Origin of the sequence: Bradyrhizobium sp. 1 (assembly GCF_023073315.1) — a bacterium.
Lineage (GTDB): Bacteria > Pseudomonadota > Alphaproteobacteria > Rhizobiales > Xanthobacteraceae > Bradyrhizobium.
Genome location: NZ_JADPJH010000011.1, coordinates 432,439 through 449,695, shown reverse-complemented (window position 1 = coordinate 449,695; position 17,257 = coordinate 432,439). Strand labels below are relative to the sequence as shown.

At 64.9% G+C, this 17,257-nt stretch carries 20 protein-coding genes and 1 riboswitch; of the genes, 8 read left to right on the top strand and 12 right to left on the bottom strand.

Annotated features, from left to right (window positions below):
- The first annotated feature begins 112 nt into the window (after positions 1-112).
- Positions 113-1,081 (top strand): DnaJ C-terminal domain-containing protein, encoded by a 969-nt coding sequence (locus IVB29_RS07425; protein ID WP_247502737.1) that lies wholly within the window; start codon positions 113-115, stop codon positions 1,079-1,081.
- 318 nt (positions 1,082-1,399) lie between these two features.
- Here IVB29_RS07425 and IVB29_RS07420 read toward each other — a convergent pair whose 3' ends face one another.
- The gene (locus IVB29_RS07420) at positions 1,400-2,167 is read right to left on the bottom strand and encodes an anti-sigma factor (RefSeq protein WP_247502736.1); all 768 of its coding nucleotides are present in this window, start codon (positions 2,165-2,167) and stop codon (positions 1,400-1,402) included.
- A 106-nt stretch (positions 2,168-2,273) separates the two neighbouring features.
- On the bottom strand, positions 2,274-2,762 hold the full coding sequence (locus IVB29_RS07415; RefSeq protein ID WP_092029204.1) for a sigma-70 family RNA polymerase sigma factor: 489 nt from the start codon (positions 2,760-2,762) through the stop codon (positions 2,274-2,276).
- A 173-nt stretch (positions 2,763-2,935) separates the two neighbouring features.
- On the opposite strand from IVB29_RS07415, the gene fabI reads away from it, so the two are divergent.
- The 4 genes from fabI to IVB29_RS07395 all read left to right on the top strand — a co-directional run bounded on the left by fabI (position 2,936) and on the right by IVB29_RS07395 (position 6,804).
- Positions 2,936-3,751, top strand: coding sequence for an enoyl-ACP reductase FabI (gene fabI, locus IVB29_RS07410; RefSeq protein WP_247502735.1), 816 nt, complete (start codon positions 2,936-2,938; stop codon positions 3,749-3,751).
- A gap of 13 nt (positions 3,752-3,764) precedes the next feature.
- Complete coding sequence (locus IVB29_RS07405; protein WP_247502734.1) at positions 3,765-4,364, top strand: histidine phosphatase family protein; 600 nt, start codon at positions 3,765-3,767, stop codon at positions 4,362-4,364.
- A gap of 85 nt (positions 4,365-4,449) precedes the next feature.
- The gene (gene aroC / locus IVB29_RS07400) at positions 4,450-5,538 is read left to right on the top strand and encodes a chorismate synthase (RefSeq protein ID WP_247502733.1); all 1,089 of its coding nucleotides are present in this window, start codon (positions 4,450-4,452) and stop codon (positions 5,536-5,538) included.
- A 75-nt stretch (positions 5,539-5,613) separates the two neighbouring features.
- Positions 5,614-6,804, top strand: a complete 1,191-nt coding sequence (locus IVB29_RS07395) for an adenylate/guanylate cyclase domain-containing protein (RefSeq protein ID WP_247502732.1) — start codon at positions 5,614-5,616, stop codon at positions 6,802-6,804.
- 43 nt (positions 6,805-6,847) lie between these two features.
- Here the strand turns inward: IVB29_RS07395 and clpS are convergent, their stop codons facing one another.
- The 3 genes from clpS to IVB29_RS07380 all read right to left on the bottom strand — a co-directional run bounded on the left by clpS (position 6,848) and on the right by IVB29_RS07380 (position 8,915).
- On the bottom strand, positions 6,848-7,153 hold the full coding sequence (gene clpS, locus IVB29_RS07390; protein ID WP_247502731.1) for an ATP-dependent Clp protease adapter ClpS: 306 nt from the start codon (positions 7,151-7,153) through the stop codon (positions 6,848-6,850).
- A 141-nt stretch (positions 7,154-7,294) separates the two neighbouring features.
- Positions 7,295-7,678 (bottom strand): fluoride efflux transporter CrcB, encoded by a 384-nt coding sequence (crcB, locus tag IVB29_RS07385; protein ID WP_247502730.1) that lies wholly within the window; start codon positions 7,676-7,678, stop codon positions 7,295-7,297.
- Positions 7,679-7,706: 28 nt separating this feature from the next.
- Positions 7,707-8,915, bottom strand: coding sequence for an MFS transporter (locus IVB29_RS07380; RefSeq protein ID WP_247502729.1), 1,209 nt, complete (start codon positions 8,913-8,915; stop codon positions 7,707-7,709).
- Between the two features lie 91 nt (positions 8,916-9,006).
- Positions 9,007-9,085, bottom strand: a riboswitch (Fluoride riboswitch).
- Positions 9,086-9,273: 188 nt separating this feature from the next.
- On the opposite strand from IVB29_RS07380, the gene IVB29_RS07375 reads away from it, so the two are divergent.
- On the top strand, positions 9,274-10,143 hold the full coding sequence (locus IVB29_RS07375) for a DUF1194 domain-containing protein (RefSeq protein WP_247502728.1): 870 nt from the start codon (positions 9,274-9,276) through the stop codon (positions 10,141-10,143).
- 181 nt (positions 10,144-10,324) lie between these two features.
- Positions 10,325-10,957: a hypothetical protein gene (locus IVB29_RS07370; protein WP_247502727.1), complete on the top strand. Its 633-nt coding sequence runs from the start codon at positions 10,325-10,327 to the stop codon at positions 10,955-10,957.
- Positions 10,958-10,976: 19 nt separating this feature from the next.
- On the opposite strand, the gene IVB29_RS38360 is transcribed toward IVB29_RS07370, so the two are convergent.
- The 4 genes from IVB29_RS38360 to IVB29_RS07355 form a co-directional block, all read right to left on the bottom strand.
- On the bottom strand, positions 10,977-11,411 hold the full coding sequence (locus IVB29_RS38360; RefSeq protein WP_253075709.1) for an enoyl-CoA hydratase-related protein: 435 nt from the start codon (positions 11,409-11,411) through the stop codon (positions 10,977-10,979).
- 64 nt (positions 11,412-11,475) lie between these two features.
- Positions 11,476-11,748: an enoyl-CoA hydratase-related protein gene (locus tag IVB29_RS38355; protein ID WP_346731269.1), complete on the bottom strand. Its 273-nt coding sequence runs from the start codon at positions 11,746-11,748 to the stop codon at positions 11,476-11,478.
- Positions 11,749-11,875: 127 nt separating this feature from the next.
- A complete protein-coding gene (locus IVB29_RS07360) occupies positions 11,876-12,523 on the bottom strand; it encodes a carboxymuconolactone decarboxylase (RefSeq protein WP_247502726.1) in 648 nt (215 codons plus the stop codon).
- A gap of 143 nt (positions 12,524-12,666) precedes the next feature.
- On the bottom strand, positions 12,667-13,725 hold the full coding sequence (locus tag IVB29_RS07355) for a class I SAM-dependent methyltransferase (protein ID WP_247502725.1): 1,059 nt from the start codon (positions 13,723-13,725) through the stop codon (positions 12,667-12,669).
- 250 nt (positions 13,726-13,975) lie between these two features.
- Between IVB29_RS07355 and IVB29_RS07350 the strand changes: the two genes are divergently transcribed.
- The gene (locus IVB29_RS07350; RefSeq protein WP_247502967.1) at positions 13,976-14,578 is read left to right on the top strand and encodes a hypothetical protein; all 603 of its coding nucleotides are present in this window, start codon (positions 13,976-13,978) and stop codon (positions 14,576-14,578) included.
- Between the two features lie 57 nt (positions 14,579-14,635).
- Here IVB29_RS07350 and IVB29_RS07345 read toward each other — a convergent pair whose 3' ends face one another.
- Genes IVB29_RS07345 through IVB29_RS07335 form a run of 3 tightly spaced genes read right to left on the bottom strand, consistent with a single transcriptional unit; the run spans position 14,636 to position 17,190 of the window.
- On the bottom strand, positions 14,636-15,883 hold the full coding sequence (locus IVB29_RS07345) for a methyltransferase (protein WP_247502724.1): 1,248 nt from the start codon (positions 15,881-15,883) through the stop codon (positions 14,636-14,638).
- Positions 15,876-16,610, bottom strand: a complete 735-nt coding sequence (locus tag IVB29_RS07340) for a TlyA family RNA methyltransferase (RefSeq protein WP_247502723.1) — start codon at positions 16,608-16,610, stop codon at positions 15,876-15,878. The genes IVB29_RS07345 and IVB29_RS07340 overlap by 8 nt, the downstream gene beginning before the upstream one ends.
- Positions 16,611-16,635: 25 nt before the next feature.
- On the bottom strand, positions 16,636-17,190 hold the full coding sequence (locus IVB29_RS07335; protein WP_247502722.1) for a nucleoside 2-deoxyribosyltransferase: 555 nt from the start codon (positions 17,188-17,190) through the stop codon (positions 16,636-16,638).
- Between the last annotated feature and the right edge of the window lie 67 nt (positions 17,191-17,257).

Genomic DNA, 17,257 nt, shown 5'->3' with positions numbered 1-17,257 from the left:
GAGAATCGCTTCACCCGACTAGTTGCAAAAATGCCACTCCAACCCCACATGGTCTGCAGGTGGGGCGGGGAGCCCTTTTGAACGATTTGATTCCTTGAAGGAGACGTGACGGATGCGCGACCCCTATGAGGTCTTGGGGGTGCCGCGGAGCGCCAACGCTGCCGCGATCAAGAGCGCCTATCGCAAGCTCGCCAAGAAGCACCATCCCGACAGCAACAAGGACGACCCGAAGGCCGCCGACCGCTTCTCCGAGATCAATTCGGCGAACGAGATCATCGGCGACGAGGACAAGCGCAAGCAGTTCGACCGCGGCGAGATCGGTGCCGACGGCAAGCCGCGCTTCCAGGGCTTTCCAGGTGGCGGGGGCGGGCCGCGTGGGCGCGCGGGTCCCGGCGGGTTCGAAAACTATACGTTCCGCTCCGGCGGCGGCGCGGGCCCTGGCCAGGGCACAGGCGGGTTCGAGGACATCCTCAACAGCATGTTCGGCGGTACGCGCGGTGCGCGGCCCGGAGCCGGCGGTGCCGGACAGTTCGAATTCGACACCGGCGGGATTGGGCTCGATCTCGACGTCAACGTCGCCATGTCGGTGTCGCTGGAAGAGTCGGTCAAGGGCGGCGAGAAGCGGGTCCGGCTGCCGACAGGCAAGGAACTCAACGTCAAGATTCCGGCCGGCGTCGTCAGCGGCCAGCAGATCCGGCTGAAGGGCCAGGGCGAAACCGCGCCAGGCCATCCGCCGGGCGATCTCCTGATCACCATCACCGTCGCACCGCACGCCTTCTTCAAGATTGAGGGCGCCGATCTCAGGATCGACCTGCCGGTGACGCTCTATGAGGCGGTGCTTGGCGGCAAGGTCCGCGTGCCGACCCTCGGCAACGCTGTCGAGCTGTCGGTCCCGAAAAACACCTCCAGCGGCCGGACCTTCCGCCTCAAAGGTAAGGGCTTGCCGAAAATCGGCGGAACCGGGGATCTCTTCGTCACCATCAGGATTATGCTACCGGACGGGAACGACGCCGAGCTTGAGGCATTGATGGAGAAGTGGCGGGACCAGCACCCCTACAATCCACGTAGTGGGCTCGGTTAGGGCGAGATCGAACTGAAGGGGTTTCTCCTAAAGGCTGAGCATTCTCCCAGCAGGATGATGCTCATCATACACGTGAAGCGTGGTAGCGCTTCGACGCTCGGCGTATCGGCTGTCCGGCGGGGCAGCCGATAAAAAGGTGCGGCCTCGAGAGGGGGACCAGCGCGGTACCAAAAACCCCAATCGAGGCCGCCCGCGTCGATCGGCGGATCGAACGCCGCTCATAATCGCGTGATCACCCGGTGCGATAATGAGACGCGCCCATGTCTTGATTCCAAATTTTCAATGACGGAATCGAGGCACCGCGTTGTGTGCGGTTGTTTAGCCGCCGTTTTTCTCTGCCTGGTCGTACACCGCCTGCGCCACCTTGGTCAGCCGCTCGCGGTCGCTGCCGCTGACGACGTAGCCGACGCCGCGCTCGGCCCAGAACAGTGCGCCGTCCTTGTCCGTTTTCGCGTACCGCATCTGCGTTGCACCATTCTCGGTCTTGGCGGTGTAGATCGTGTACCGCTCGCCCGAGGCGCCCTCATACATCAGGAAGGACGCCGGCCCGCTCGGCCCCGGCAACAGCCGGCCGCCGACCAGCTTCAGCCCGCTCGCCTCCAAATTCGGCGCGAACACGGTCCAGCCGCAGCGCCGGGTCAGCCAGGCCTGGAGATGGTCGCGCTCGTTGCCGCCGACCTCGACGGGGTGGCGGACCTCGACGACGTAGAGGCGGTGGGCGTCGAGCGCGTCCGTCGTAAAGCTCTGGAAGGTGGAGGGGGCGTTGGCGGCGCCATGCGCCACCCAGCCAGCGGTGCCACCGGCGACGAAGGCGACCAGCACAGCCGCAGCGGCGCCATAGAGCCATTGCCGCGGGCGGCGCTCCAGCCGCTCCAACTCCAGCCGGGCTGGCACCGGCTCCTGAGCGACGCTGTCGTAGCGCGCATGCAGCATCTCGGCCATGGCGCGCCAGGACTGTACCCGCTCGGCATCCTCGGGGTGGGCGGCGAGCCAGGCCTCGACGTCGGCGCGGCGCTCGGCCGGCAGCTCGCCGTCGACATAGGCGTGCAGCTCGTCTTCGGTAATGGGAATATTGCGGTCGTTCATATCGGTCGTCTCTGGCTCTGTGGCCCAAAAAGTCTGACGCGGTTCAACTGCGCTGCTTCTCTCTCCGTGCAGTGGATGCAGCACGCGCGATGCATCAACCCTGCCATCATTTCACCCGTTTGAGCGCCGGGCGCTCACCTTCCAGCGAGGCTTTAACGTGGGCTCTCGCCCGTGCCAGGCGCGACATCACGGTGCCGATCGGCACGCCCTGGATGTCCGCGACCTCGCGGTAGCTCATGCCCTCCAGCATCACCAGCAGCAGCACCGAGCGCTGCTCCTCGACCAGCGTCGAGAGCGCCCTCTCGATGTCGCGTCCCTCGGCTTCGGTCCCGCTGGCATCCGGGTTGTTCTCCGTCAGCTGCATGAATTGCGGGCGCCTTGCGAGCGACCGCCGCCGGTTCTTGTTCAGGTTGGTCAGGATCGTATAGAGCCAGCTCCTGACGTCGCCTCCGAGAAACAATCGCTCCGAACGTAGCGCACGCACCAGCGTATCCTGCACCAGATCGTCGGCCGCATCCGCGTCGCGCGTGAGCGCGCGGGCGTAGCGGCGCAACGCCGGGATCATGGCTTCCACACTTTGGCGAAACGCACTCATGCCGTCTTTGATGTCCTGCCGTTCGGCGCAAGCGCCACAATGATCATAACACCCGAATGGAACGGCTATTCCGGCGCTCGAAACAGCGTTAACGCCGCGTATTAGGACTGTACCGCAGGGGAGGGCTGGTGTACCTCCAGACCTCAACGAGAGCTCGACGGGACGTTAGCAAAATGGCGCAGAATTCAGGTCTGATGCAGGGTAAGCGCGGGATCATCCTCGGTCTTGCCAACAACCGCTCGATCGCCTGGGGCATCGCCAAGGCATGCCACGCGGCCGGCGCAGAACTCGCCTTCACCTATCAGGGCGATGCGTTGAAGAAGCGCGTCGAGCCGCTCGCCGCGGAGATCGGCGGCCTCGTGCTCGGCCATTGCGACGTCACGGACGAAGCGACGATCGATGCCGCCTTCGCGGTGCTGAAGGAGAAGTGGGGCAAGATCGATTTCCTGGTGCATGCGATCGCCTATGGCGAGCAGCTCGACGGCCGCTACGTCGACACAACGCCGGAGAATTTTTCCAAGTCGATGCTGATCTCCTGCTACTCGTTCACGGCCGTGGCGCAGCGCGCCGAGAAGCTGATGCCTGACGGCGGCTCGCTGATCACGCTCAGCTATTACGGCGCCGAGAAGTGGATGCCGCATTACAACGTGATGGGCGTGGCGAAGGCGGCGTTAGAGGCCAGCGTGCGCTATCTCGCCGCCGACCTCGGCGAGAAGAACATCCGCGTCAATGCGATCTCGGCGGGCCCCATCAAGACGCTCGCCGCGTCCGGTATCGGCGACTTCCGCTATATCCTGAAGTGGAACGAGAACAACGCACCGATGCGGCGCAACGTCTCGACCGAAGACGTCGGCGGCAGTGCGCTGTATTTCCTCTCCGACCTCTCGCGCGGCGTCACCGGCGAGGTGCATCACGTCGATTCCGGCTATCACGTGCTCGGCATGAAGCGTCCCGACGCGCCGGACATCTCGTTCGGCAGCAAGGACTGACATCTCACTCGGAATGCCCGTGCCCACGATTTATTACCTTCGCCACGGCGAGACCGAGTGGAATGCGCTCGGCAGGCTTCAGGGCACCAAGGACATTCCGCTGAACGCGCGCGGCCGCAGCCAGGCCGTGCAGGCCGGCGGCGTGCTGGTGGACCTCTTCAAGCGCGACGGCAAGGACAAGGCGGCGATGCCCTACGTGTCGAGCCCGCTAGGCCGTGCACGCCAGACCATGGAGCTCGCACGCGGCAAGCTCGAACTGCCGGTGGCAGATTACGTGCTCGATGACCGCCTGCGCGAGATCGGCTACGGCAGCTGGGAAGGGCTGACGCTGGCTGAGAGCGAGGCAACCGATCCTGATGTTTACGCCCGGCGCCTCGCCGACAAATGGACGGTGGGCCCTGCGGGCGGGGAGACCTACGCCGACGTGCAGGTCCGCGTTCGCGCCTGGTACGACCAGCTCCGGACCGACACCGTTGCGGTCGCCCATGGTGGCACCTGCCGGGCCCTGATGGTGTCCCTCGGCATCGAGACCCCCGCCAGCGCCGCCGAGCTCTATATCGAGCAGGGCGCCGTCTACGTGTTCCGCGACGGGCGGCTGGAGAAGTTTAGCTAAGCCGTTACGCGGCCATTCCGGGCCGCTGCGGGTTTGACCCCCGGGCGCCCGCGCGTTACCACACGCCGGAACCGAGCGAGCAGCGATGTCCTTCAACACCTTCGGCCACATGTTCCGTGTCACCACCTTCGGCGAGAGCCACGGGGTGGCGATCGGCTGCGTGGTCGACGGCTGCCCGCCGATGATCCCGCTCACCGAGGCCGATATCCAGACCGATCTCGACCGCCGCCGGCCGGGCCAGTCGCGCTTCACCACCCAACGCCAGGAGCTGGACCAGGTGAAAATCCTGTCCGGCGTGATGGCGCATCCGGAGACCGGCGTGCAGGTGACGACGGGCACCCCGATCGGGCTTCTGATCGAGAACACCGACCAGCGCTCGAAGGACTATTCCGAGATCAAGGACAAGTTTCGTCCGGGCCATGCCGACTTCACCTATGAGGCAAAATACGGCTTGCGCGACTATCGTGGCGGCGGCCGCTCCTCGGCGCGCGAGACCGCGATGCGAGTCGCCGCCGGCGCCATTGCGCGAAAAGTGCTGCCCGACGTGAAGGTGCGCGGCGCGCTGGTGCAGATCGGCCCGCACAAGATCGACCGCGAGAAATGGGACTGGGACGAGATCGCCAAGAATCCGTTCTTCTGTCCCGACAAGGACAAGGCCGCGTTCTTCGAGACCTATCTCGACGGCATTCGCAAGAGCGGCTCCTCGATCGGCGCGGTGGTCGAAGTCGTGGCCGAAGGCGTGCCGGCAGGCCTCGGCGCGCCGATCTACGCCAAGCTCGATTCTGATCTGGCGGGCGCAATGATGACCATCAACGCGGTGAAGGGCGTCGAGATCGGCGCCGGTTTCGGCGCGGCCGAACTCACCGGCGAAGAGAACGCCGACGAGATGCGCACCGGCAATGACGGCACGCGCTTTTTGTCCAACCATGCCGGCGGCGTGCTGGGCGGTATCTCCACCGGACAGCCGGTCGTGGTGCGTTTCGCGGTGAAGCCGACCTCGTCGATCCTTCAGCCGCGTCTAACGGTGGACCGCAATGGCGCCGACACCGAGATCATGACAAAAGGCCGCCACGACCCCTGCGTCGGCATCCGCGCCGTCCCCGTCGGCGAAGCCATGATGGCCTGCGTGCTGGCCGATCATTTTATTCGGGATCGCGGGCAGGTCGGGCGCTAGGGCAAAGGCTTCGTGTCGCGGTACTAGCCCACCGCGCAGCTTGACGTCCCCAAAACTTCGTCCGCAAATGCGGACATGCAAAACTCCGAGATTCAGCGCATCACCAACTGGCTGATCGACGGCGCGAGGTCGTCGGGGACGCCGTCCGAGATGATCGCCGACGTCTGCGAGCATCTGGTCGCAGCCGGCCTGCCGCTGTCGCGGTTCGGCGTCTTCATCCGCACGCTGCATCCTGAAATCTTCGGTCGCAACTTCATCTGGCGGGAAGGCGGGCAGGTCGAGATCGGCACCGCTGATTTCGAGATTCTGCAGACGCCTGAATTCGCCAAGAGTCCGCTGCGGATCGTATTCGAGGAGGGGCTCGAGGTTCGGGGACGGATGGACGATCCCGACAGCAAGCGGTTTCCGTTCCTCGACGACATGCGAGCCGAAGGCGTGACGGACTATCTCGCGATGCCGATGCACTATCTCGACGGCTCGATCCACGCCACGAGCTGGATCACGCGGCATCCCGGCGGCTTCAGCAACGACGACATCGCGGCGATCCGCTCCATCGTGACGCCGCTGGCGCGTGTCAGCGAGATCATCAGCCTGCGCCGCACCGCCGAGATGCTGCTCGACACCTACGTCGGCAACCGCGCCGGTGCGCGCATCCTCGGCGGCCAGATCCGCCGCGGCCATAACGACACCATGCAGGCCGCGATCTGGCTCTCGGATCTGCGCGGCTTCACCGCGCTGTCCGACCGGCTGCCGCCCGAGACCGTGGTCGAGATCCTCAACCAGTATTTCGACTGCCAGGTCACCGCGATCCGCGGCCATGGCGGCGAGGTGCTGAAGTTCATGGGCGACGGCCTGCTCGCGGTGTTCCCGATCGACGAGTATGTCGGCGATGCCGCCCATGTTTGTGCGCGCGTGCTGGAGGCCGCACGCGAATCCCGCGCCAGCGTCGAGGCGCTGGCTTATCCTGTCGGCGACATCATCGAGCGTTTCCGCTTCGGTGTCGCGCTGCATGTCGGCAACATCCTCTACGGCAATATCGGCGGTGGCAACCGGCTCGACTTCACCTGCATCGGCCCCGCCGTCAATCTCGCGGCGCGGTTGGAGAAGATCGCGGGGCGTCTCGGTCGCACCGTCGTGGTCTCGGAAGTCTTCGCGAACGCCTGCCGGCACGACTGGCGCGAACTCGGCGAGTTTCCGATCGCGGGATTTTCCAGGGCGCAGCGCGTGTACGGACCCGCTGAAGAGACGCCGGTGGTGATGGCGTGACGCGCAATGAGCTGAAGGTCATTCATCGTCGCACGATGAAGCCCTATTCCTCCGGCTCCGTCGTGAACAGCAGCGGGTAGCCCTTGGCGCGGCCGGCGTCGGTGGCGCGCGTTGCCTTGGTCTCGGCGACGTCCCTGGTGAACACCGCGACCACGCAGGCGCCCAGCTTGTGCGCGGTGATCATCACCTTGTAGGCCTGATCCTCGGTCATGCGGAACTCGCCCTTGAGGATCATGGTGACGAATTCACGCGGCGTGAAGTCGTCGTTGATCAGGATGACCTTGTGCAGCTTCGGCCGCTCGACCTTGATCTTCGTTCTGGTTTTCGGTGTGGTGACGGTGTCGGCCATCGTGTCCTGGAGCGCCCCGGTGCTGATGAAATTCCAGCCCGCCCATTATATTGCACGACGCAGCGTTTCTCCAAGGCGATGGCGCGCTCGCCATCATGCCGTTGCGGATGGGCAGGGATGCGTCAGGGGCGCCTGCGCGTGCTACGGAATAGCTCGAACAAGCTGCATGGCTGCGATGAGAGCACCGACGGATAACACCACCGATCCTATCATATAGGCGGCCGACGCCCAGGTTTGGCCGCGTTCGATCAGATACCAGGCATCCAGCGAGAAGGTCGAGAATGTCGTATACCCGCCACAAATCCCGACCGTCAGAAATATCCGGGCGGCCTGCGGCAGGTTCCATCGCGTCGCGAACATCGCGGTGAAAATTCCGATCAGGAACGATCCTGTTATGTTGATGATCAGCGTGCCCCAAGGGAAATCGGTGCCGAAGGCCCGGCCCGAGCCGATCGCAACGAGATAGCGAACGACCGCGCCGAGTGCGCCACCGGCGGCTACAGCTAGAATAAATTGGATGTTCAACGTTTCGTCCCCCGGTTTGCAACGTGCATCACTTGTCCTCCGCTGCCAGCCCGTTGCCGACGGTGAGTAGCCCCACTAGCGCAACCAGCGCGAAGCCGAGCCCGGCCAGGAACGTGCCGGCCGGGCCATAGCTATCCCATAGCGCGCCGGCGATCACGCTCGCAGCCAGCAAGGCGAGGCCCGTGAACAGGTTGAAATAGCCGAAGGCGGTGCCGCGCAGGTTCGGCGGCGCGGCATCGGCGACCAGGGCCGAGAGCAGGCCCTGCGTCAATCCCATATGCAGCCCCCACAACACGACGCCGAGCGCAAGGCCGCCAAGGCTCGGCAGCAGCGCGAGCGCGAGATCGGCGCCGGCGAGAAAGACGAGGCCGAGCGCGAGCAGGCCGCTCCGGTTGATCCGATCCGACAGCACGCCGGCCGGATAGGCCGACAGCGCGTAAGTGATGTTCATCAGCACCAGCACCGCCGGCACCCACATCGCGTTGAGGCCGATATTCTGCGCGCGCAGGATCAAGAACGCTTCGCTGAAGCGCGCGAGCGTGAAGACGACGCCAACGGCGACGACGCGCCAGTACACCGATCCGAGCTGCCGCATCGCGGCGCTGTTCAGCGGGTTTTTCGTAGGCTCCCGGCCTGGGTCCGGCTCCGGCTCGCTCACCGCGAAGGCGATCAGGCCGAACGACAGGAACGCCGGCAGCACCGCCACCCAGAATACCGCGGTAAAATTATCCGCCGTCCACCACATCAGACCGATCGCCACGAGCGGCCCGATGAAGGCGCCGATGGTGTCGAGCGATTGCCGCAGGCCGAAGCTGGCGCCGCGCAAGCCGACCGGGGCGATATCGGCGATCAGCGCATCGCGCGGTGCGCCGCGGATGCCCTTGCCGACGCGGTCGATGAAGCGCGCCGCCACCAGCCATCCGACACTGGGCGCGAGCGGGAATAGCGGTTTGGTGAAGGCAGCGAGCCCGTAGCCGAGCGCTGCGAGCAGCTTGCGGCGACCGAGCCAGTCCGACAATGCACCGGAGAAGATTTTTGTGATCGAGGCCGTGGCCTCCGCGATGCCTTCGATGAAGCCGACTGTGAGCGTGGACGCGCCGAGCACGGTGACGAGATAGACCGGCAGCAATGCGTGGATCATCTCGGAGGAGACGTCCATCAGCATCGAGACGAAGCCGAGCACCCAGATCCCCCTGGGCAATCCGCTGCGTGCAGCTTTCGGTGTTGTCGTCGTCACGTCCTGTCCTTCGTTTTCAGACAACAAAAAACCCGCCATCGGCGGGTTTGTCCATGCTCCCGCCAAAGGTAGAGGCTCCAAGATTGCCCGACCTCAAGCAGGAGTCATCAGCCCATTACGGTCACAAAGCCGCCGGGCGGTTCTCGGGGGACTCCATCCCCATCTGTTCCTCCAGCGTAGCATGGAAATCGCGGCGGACAAGTGGGCGGAGGAGCGTCTCCACATGGCGCGTGTTCCAGCCGCGTGAGCGCGGCGATACGGTTGAAGCGATGCACTCGAATGTGAAGCGCAAGCGATCTTCGTACTTTGCGGCAAGGCGATTGCATGTCACCATCGCGTCATACGACGGGAGACTGCGATGCGCATGCTGTTCTCGATCGGGGCTGTGCTTGTGGCCGGCATGTTTGCCGGAGGGGACGTCGCGGGCATCGCGGCACCAGGGCCCAAATTTGAGTCACCCAAAAATCAGCCGCAGCGGCTGGCGGTCGACAGGGACGCGCAGACGGTCGATGTCGAACTCGTCCTCGCCGTCGACGTGTCCTACTCCATGGATATGGACGAGCTCGCAATCCAGCGCGAAGGCTATGCGCAGGCGCTTCAGTCGAAGGAGTTCCTGCAGGCGCTCAAGCTCGGCCCGAACGGCCGGATCGCAGTGACCTATTTCGAATGGGCCGCTTCCACCGACCAGAAGATCATCATCCCCTGGCGGCTGATCGACGGACCCGAGACTGCGGATGCGGTCGCCGCCGAGATCATGAAGACGCCGATCCGGCGCGCCTCGCGCACGTCGATCTCCGGCGCGATCAATTTCGCGATGCCGCTGTTCGACGAAGATCCCTATCGCGGCTTGCGCCGCGTGATCGACATTTCCGGCGACGGTCCCAACAACAATGGCGGGCCGGTCACCGTGGCGCGCGACGCCGCGCTCGAGAAGGGCATCGTCATCAACGGCCTGCCGATCATGGTCAAGGAGCCGTCCTATTCGACCATGGATATCGACAATCTCGACTATTACTACGAAGACTGCGTCGTCGGCGGACCCGGCTCCTTCGTCATCACGATCAAGGACCGCGACAAGTTCAAGGAAGCGATCCGCACCAAGCTGCTGATGGAGGTCGCGGGCCGCATGCCTGAGCGTCCCGTGATGCGGGTCGCCGACAAGGACAAAGAGCCGCGGGTCAGTTGCATGATCGGCGAGAAGATCTGGTCGGACCGCTGGGGGCGCTGAAGCGTTTTCGCGCGAAATGGATACCGGTTCTCGGCTCGCCTGGCGGTTGAATTTAACCGCTCGTTAACCACGGCGTGGTCCTAATCCGATTGTTTCTGTCTGTTTCCGGTCAGCCACTCTAAATTGCTGATCGGGAAGCGAACGAAGGCGGGTTGATCAGACCCGTCCGCTGAGCAATCCAATGGCCGTCATCTCGTCGAGCACCAGCCAGATTTCGCCCGCCAACGAGCGAATGTATCACCAGAGCACTCTGGTCGGTGACTGGAAGGGCAATTGGGCAGGCAACAATCAGCCCGTCGGCTTCAAGGTCGTGAACATCCGCGGTGCCCGGGCGCAGGTCGAGTACACCCATAACGGGCATACAGAGCGCGGTTTTGGCCAGGTCAGTGGCTCGCTTATCACCTTCGGCAACATCACGGTTGGCACCAAGGACGGCAAGAACCTGGTGCTCTTGTCCTCCGCGGGCGCTGGCAAGCAGACCGCGTCCCTGGAGAAGCAGGCCCTGCCGGCCTCCGACAGCAACCTGATGGGAAGCTGGGGAGGCTACTCCAGCGACAACGGCAAGAGCGCGAGCTTCCGCGTCCTGGCCATCAACGGCAAGGAAGCCACGGTCAGCGTCACCACCGATGGCATCACCCGCCAAGGCACCGGCTACGTCTACAAGAACGTCATCATGTTCGGGCAGTCGCAGATCGCGACCGACGACGGCCAGAACGGCAAGATCATCTACCAGGTTGGCACCAAGTCCTTCTCGGTGCCCGTGACGAAATACCCGCCCGCGGATTCGTCGTCGTCGGTGGACCGGACCGCCTGAGCGCGGCTGGGCAGATCCCTCACCAGTTCGGCGCCCGCTTCTCCACGAACGCTCTCAACCCCTCCTGCGCCTCGTCCGAGGTCGCGACGTTGCAGAAATCGTCCATTGCGCTGGCGATACTGCGCCGATAGTCGAGATCGATCTGGCGCATGAAGGCGGCGCGGCCCATCCGCAGCACCGCGGCCGATTTCGCGGCGAATTGCGCCGCGAGCCCCTCGCCCTCTGCTTCGAGTTCTGCATCTGCGACAACGCGGTTCACCACGCCGAGCTCGCGCGCCTCCACGGCGCTGAAGACCCGGCCGGTGAACAGCAGCTCGAAGGCGCGGTGGCGCCCGACGATGCGCGGTAGATGGGCGTAGTGGATCGCGGGAATGACGCCGACGTCGATCTCGGGATAGCCGAACGTCGCGCTCTCGGACGCCAGCACCACGTCGCACGACACTGCCATGGTCATGCCGCCGCCGCGGGCCGCGCCGCCGACCGCGGCGATCGACGGTTTTCCGAGCCCGTATTGGGCATTAGAGGTCGATATAGAGCGCCTGGAGGAATTCGCGGATCTGGGCACCGGATTTGCCGAGCAGGATGTCGAGGTCGAGGCCCGCCGAAAAGCGTTTTGGAATTGCGCTCGCCAGCACGACAACGCGCGCCTCCGAATCCTCAGCCGCACGACGCAGCGCCGCGACCACCGCGCGGATCACCTCGAGGCTCAGCGCGTTGACCGGCGGACGGCGCAGCGTGATGCGGGCGATATCGCCTGCGCGTTCGTAGGCGACGGGGTTGTCGGATGTCACCGGGGTCTCCATGCCTGCTGTTAATTCCGTCGCCCTTCGAGGGCCGCTGAAGAAGCGGCCACCTCCAGCGGCAATGGCTGCGCCATTGGGCGGGGGTGACGGTACACAAAGAGTAAGTGTGCTGCCGCTACTTGCTAGCCAGTGGCGGCATCGGCGGCACACTGTCGTTCGGCGCCTCGGCCTGCATCGTGATCAGCGTCATCGAGACCAGATCGTAATAGCCGATCAGGCCGATGATATCCATGATGCCGCGCTCGCCGAATTTTTGCTGCGCCGCGCGGTAGATGTCGTCGGACACCTTCTTGTCGCGATAGAGCGCCATCGCGAGATCATAGAGCGCGGCTTCGTCATCCTTCATCGCCTGCGGCCGCACGCCGCTCGCGACATCCTTGGCGACCTGCGGATCGAGTCCGGCCTTCATCGCCAGCGGATAATGCGCAAACCATTCATATTGCGCCGTCCATTGCCGTGCCGTGATCAGGATCGCGAATTCGCTGAGGCGCGCCGGCAGCGACGAATTCCAGCGCAGATAGTCCGACATCGCCGAGAGCTTTGGGGCGAGCTCCGGATTGCGGATATAGGCGCGATAGGGCGGGTTGACGAATTTGGCGTTGCGCGGCGGCACCGCGATCGCATCCGCCCATTCCTTCTGCGGTGGGGTAAGTTCGTCCGGCTTCAGCGGTGTGAAGCGGGTCGGCTCGGCTGCGCGGCCAGCCCCCGAGATCGTCACGGCGAACAGCGCAATCAGCAGCAGGCCCACATATCGCATCGTCATCCTCCCATTCCGGCGGACTCACGCCGCCTTGCTCGATCGCCAGCTTACGTGGTGGCGCGAGCGAGGCAAGGATGTCGGCACTGGGCGAGGCTGCGGCATCGGCATGGCCGTACGCCGCCTCCACGCGTCCGCCGTGATGGAAGTCAGATCCGTGCCTCCAGGATCAGGTTGAACGGCGTTTCAGCCGCGCGGCGGAAGCGCGACAAGCCGCCCTCGCTGGCAACCTTGCGCAGCCTGGCCTCGCCGGCTTGCGCGCCAAGCGCCAGGCCAACCTCCTGATCGAGCGAGGCCGGCGTGCAGATCATGGTCGATGCCGCATAATAGATCCGGCCGACCGGGTTGAGATTGTCTTCGAGGCGGTCGCCAGCGAACGGTTCGACCAGCATGCAGGTGCCGTCCTTCGCCATGCTCTCGCGCACGTGGCTGATGGCACCGACGGGATCGCCCATGTCGTGCAGGCAATCGAAGAAGCAGACGAGATCATAGCCCTCGGCCGGGTAGGTTTTGGCGGAATGAACAGCGAAGCTGACGCGATCGGAAAGCTTCGCCTCGATGGCCACCTTTCGCGCGGCCTCGATCGAGCCCTCGTGATAGTCGAAGCCGTAGAAGCGGGAGTTCGGAAAAGCTTCTGCCATCAGCCGCGTCGAGACACCGTGCCCGCAGCCGACGTCGGCGACCTTGGCGCCACGCTTCAGCTTGTCCACGACGCCGTCCAGCGCGGGCAGCCACGCCTGCACCAGATTGTGCATGTAGCCGGTGCGGAAAAAGCGGGCGGTGCCGCAGAACAGGCACTCGCTGCGCCGGTTCCAGCCGACGCCGTTGCCGGACTTGAACGCGTCCGTGATCTTCGGCTCGTCGAGAAACGTCGAGGCAATGACATTGCCGAACGCACCGAGGAAGACCGGGCTGTCCTCGTCGGCAAGCGCCATGGCCTGCTCCGGCAGCATCGAGAAATTTCCGGAAGCGGGGTCGTATTCGACGTAACCGGACGCCGCCTGGCTCGCAAGCCACTCGCGGACGTAACGCTCCTTCGTTCCGGTGGCGCTTGCGAGCTCGGAAGAGCTCATCGGTCCCTTGGCGGCGAGGGCCCGGTAGAGACCGAGCTTGTCCCCGAGCAGGACCAGCGACGCATTCATCGCCGCGCCGAGCTCGGTGACCATCTTGCCCATAAAGGCATTCAACCTGTCGGAATTGACCTCCATGACAGCCTCCATACTAACGTTGGGCATTTTCAAGGGTCTGCGCAATTGCGCGTTGCCGGACTGCGTCAGGTCTTCGCGATCAAGGCGAGGGCTCGCGCGTCCTGTAATTGGGTCAATCCGACGCGGAGGAGGTTCAACGCGTCAGGAAGAGGTGATCGGGGAACTGGATGGCGCGGTCAAAGCCATCGCGTCGCTGGCATTCGCACGATCCCCGGCGTATAATTTACGAGCTTTTTTGACGGTCAGCCGAATGCCCAACCTTGCACGTTTCTGCGGTCTCGCAACTCTCTTGGCGCTGCTCTGCCTCGGCGGAGCGCCGGCGCATGCGCAGGTCTCGCCCCTGCAATATTGGGTTCCGGGCGGGCCCTTCGGCTTTGGCGGAAGCGCCGTCCAGAGCTCCGGCAGCTACGGTAATTTTCCAAGCTTCAGGGCCGGCGATGCCAATGGAGGCTACGATTTTCGTCCCGGCTTCTTTGTCGGAAGCCAACACGGCAATCTTGGTTTGAGCGGGCTCAGCCAGCCCGCGCCAGCTGGAATTTTCAGCGCGCTCTCTTATGACAGTACGCAGTTCGGTTACAACACCAAGACCGCGGGCGGGATGCCCGTCTCGTTTTTTGCCGGTTTCAACTCACAGAAATACGGTGACGGCATCGGCAGTTCGCTCGCGCCGCTCACCTCCGGCGCCGCGCCCGGCTACGGCGCGTTCGCAGGTGTCGAGTTCAAGCCGACGTCCAACCTCAGCCTGTCGTTCGGTGCCGGATTCACCCAGCAGGACTCGGGCCGCATGGACAGCGATATCAAATCGAACATGCTGCCCGGCGAGTCGCCGGCGCTGAGCGGCCTTCGGCGCTGAGCATGATCCGGGAAAGTGTGCAGCGGTTTCCCGAAGAGGTCATGCTCAAACAAGAGACTAGCGCGTGAACTTCGCGACAAGCTCGACATGCGGCGTGTGGCGGAACTGGTCGACCGGCACGACGGTCTCGATCTTGTACCCGCCGTCGATCAGCAGCCGCGCATCGCGGGCGAATGTCGCGACGTTGCAGGACACCGCGACCACCACAGGCACTTTGCTGGCCGCGAGTTTCAGCGCTTGTGCCTGCGCGCCCTGACGCGGCGGATCGAACACCACGGCATCGAAATCGCGCAGCTCCGGCGGCACCAGCGGACGACGAAACAGGTCGCGCGGTTCGGCCTTGATCGGCTTGAGCCCCGGCGTGCGTGCAGCTTTCGCCAGCGCCGCGACTGCGCCGGCGTCGTTGTCGTAAGCGGTGACACGGGCCTTCTCGGCAAGCCGTAGCGCGAACGGCCCGACGCCGCAGAAGAGGTCGAGCACCTCCTTGGCCTTGCCGACGCGCTCGGCGACGAGGGCGGACAGCGTCCCTTCGCCGGCGACGGTTGCCTGCAGGAACGAGCCCGGCGGCAGCGTCACCTCGGCACGTCCCATCTGCACCGTCGGCGGCAGGCGTTGCAGCACCAGTTCGCCGTGCCGCGTCAGCCGCGCCAGCCGATGCTGCTCGGCGACGCGCGACAGCGCGGTGACGAGCCGCGTCGGCAGCGGGCCGGAGCCGCGCACATCGACATCGAGGCCGGTGGCGGTGGCGGTGACCTGGATGTCCAGCGGCTTCGTCACCGGCATCTTCGACGTCAGCGGCTCGGCAAGCGCCCAGGCAGCATCGAGCGCACCTTCGAGCGCGGGATCGAGGATCGGGCAGCGATGAATGGGAATGACATCGTGCGAGCCCGCCGCCGAGAAGCCGACCTTGAGCACGTCGTGCGTGCCGAACCGGCCATGCAGCGTGACGCGCCTGCGCCCTGCGCCATGGGCATCGACCAGCGGCGCAACCTCGCAATCGATGCCGGCCTGCGCCAGCGCTTCGGCCACGATGCCGCGCTTCCACGCGTGATAGGGTTCTGCGGCCCAGTGCTGGATCGCGCAGCCGCCGCAGACGCCGAAATGCGGGCAGAACGGTGTGACGCGTTCCGGGCTTGCGACGTCCACCGCGAGCAGCTTGCGGCGGTCGGGATGGTTGCCCGCGACGCGATCAACCTCGACGGTCTCGCCGCCAAGCGTGTAGGGCACATAGATCGCATCGCCCGCAGCAAGCGATACGCCATCGCCGCGATGGCCGACATGATCGATCGTGACGCGCTCAACCACGGCGCGCGCCCAGGAAAAATTCGATGTTGCCGTCGCCGCCAGCAATCGGCGAGGGAAACACCTCGATCTCGGTGCAGCCGAGCGAGGTCGCGAAAGCCGCGATGTCCTCGCAGATCTCCTTGTGCACGGCGGCGTCGCGAATGATGCCCTTCTTGTTGTGCTTTCGATCGGCCTCGAATTGCGGCTTGATCAGCGCCAGCAGGCTCATGGGTGCTGCCGCCAGCGACAGCGCCACGGGCAGCACGATCTTCAGCGAGATGAAGCTGACATCGATGACGACGACATCGGGCCGCGCCGGCAGCCGCTTGCCGTCATAGGCGCGGATGTCGGTTTCCTCCATCGACATGATCTTGGGATGACCGCGCAGCGAGGCGTGCAACTGGCTGGTGCCGACATCGATGGCGAACACCAGGCTCGCGCCGTTCGCCAGCAGCACTTCGGTGAAGCCACCGGTGGAAGCGCCGACATCGAGGCAGACATGGTCCTCGATCTCGATCGGATAGCGCTCCAGCGCGCCGGCGAGCTTGACGCCGCCACGCGAGACGTAAGGATGCGCCGGCTCGGCCTGGATCACCGCGTCCTCGGCGATCGTCTCCGACGGCTTTGCGACCTGCCTGTCGTCGGCCGTGACGAGGCCGGCCTCGATGGCCGCGCGCGCCCGCGCCCGGCTCTCGAACAGGCCGCGCTCGACCAGCAATATATCCGCGCGCTTGCGGGCAGGGGGCATCGTTTCTCTCAACAGGGACTAGCGCTTATGTAGCGATCAATCGCGCGGCCGCCATCCGGACGCAAGCCTCGAACGCGGCGAGATCGTGCCAGACGTCGATTGGCGTCGTGGCCGGCGTCACCAATGGGCAGCCGTGCAGCTCCAGCGCGTGGATCATCATGAGATTGTCGACGAGGCTAAAATCCTCGACCGTGAGCCCCTGCGCGTCGACCAGCCGCCCGCCCTCGGACGTCACGTCCGTGAAGCGGCGGACGCGGTCGGCATAGACGGCGCCGTCGTTGGAATAGGCGAGGCAGAACTTGCGGCAGCCGGCCATATAGCCGAGCTCGTAGACGGTGCCGGGATCGGCGCCTGCGCCGCGGAACGGCGTGAGATTGGCGATGATAGCGTCGGCCTGGTCCATCATGGCTTCGTTGGCAGCAAAGATCTGCCGCGAGGCGTCGGGAGCGGCGAGGTCGATCGCGTTGTCGAGAGGATAAAGGCCGGCGAGGCCATGCGCGGCACAGATCGCGGCCTTCTGGCGGCCGATCTCAACCGCATCCGGCAGGAACACGTCGGGACCTGCCAGATAGATTTTCATGGGTGACTGCTTCGGAGAAATTCAGGCGAGCTGCGAACCGCGGCGAAAGCTGTGCTCCCTCTCCCGC

What these genes read in the sequence shown, in the direction of transcription:
- IVB29_RS07395 (WP_247502732.1), top strand. Translation starts at nt 5,614, where the DNA reads ATGCAAAACTCCGAGATTCAGCGCATCACCAACTGGCTGATCGACGGC.
- IVB29_RS07375 (WP_247502728.1), top strand. Translation starts at nt 9,274, where the DNA reads ATGCGCATGCTGTTCTCGATCGGGGCTGTGCTTGTGGCCGGCATGTTT.
- IVB29_RS07370 (WP_247502727.1), top strand. Translation starts at nt 10,325, where the DNA reads ATGGCCGTCATCTCGTCGAGCACCAGCCAGATTTCGCCCGCCAACGAG.
- IVB29_RS07415 (WP_092029204.1), bottom strand. Translation starts at nt 2,762, where the DNA reads ATGAGTGCGTTTCGCCAAAGTGTGGAAGCCATGATCCCGGCGTTGCGC.
- IVB29_RS07335 (WP_247502722.1), bottom strand. Translation starts at nt 17,190, where the DNA reads ATGAAAATCTATCTGGCAGGTCCCGACGTGTTCCTGCCGGATGCGGTT.
- aroC (WP_247502733.1), top strand. Translation starts at nt 4,450, where the DNA reads ATGTCCTTCAACACCTTCGGCCACATGTTCCGTGTCACCACCTTCGGC.
- IVB29_RS07340 (WP_247502723.1), bottom strand. Translation starts at nt 16,610, where the DNA reads ATGCCCCCTGCCCGCAAGCGCGCGGATATATTGCTGGTCGAGCGCGGC.
- IVB29_RS38360 (WP_253075709.1), bottom strand. Translation starts at nt 11,411, where the DNA reads ATGACCATGGCAGTGTCGTGCGACGTGGTGCTGGCGTCCGAGAGCGCG.
- IVB29_RS07420 (WP_247502736.1), bottom strand. Translation starts at nt 2,167, where the DNA reads ATGAACGACCGCAATATTCCCATTACCGAAGACGAGCTGCACGCCTAT.
- IVB29_RS07425 (WP_247502737.1), top strand. Translation starts at nt 113, where the DNA reads ATGCGCGACCCCTATGAGGTCTTGGGGGTGCCGCGGAGCGCCAACGCT.
- IVB29_RS07360 (WP_247502726.1), bottom strand. Translation starts at nt 12,523, where the DNA reads ATGACGATGCGATATGTGGGCCTGCTGCTGATTGCGCTGTTCGCCGTG.
- IVB29_RS07355 (WP_247502725.1), bottom strand. Translation starts at nt 13,725, where the DNA reads ATGGAGGTCAATTCCGACAGGTTGAATGCCTTTATGGGCAAGATGGTC.
- IVB29_RS07405 (WP_247502734.1), top strand. Translation starts at nt 3,765, where the DNA reads ATGCCCGTGCCCACGATTTATTACCTTCGCCACGGCGAGACCGAGTGG.
- fabI (WP_247502735.1), top strand. Translation starts at nt 2,936, where the DNA reads ATGGCGCAGAATTCAGGTCTGATGCAGGGTAAGCGCGGGATCATCCTC.
- IVB29_RS07350 (WP_247502967.1), top strand. Translation starts at nt 13,976, where the DNA reads ATGCCCAACCTTGCACGTTTCTGCGGTCTCGCAACTCTCTTGGCGCTG.
- clpS (WP_247502731.1), bottom strand. Translation starts at nt 7,153, where the DNA reads ATGGCCGACACCGTCACCACACCGAAAACCAGAACGAAGATCAAGGTC.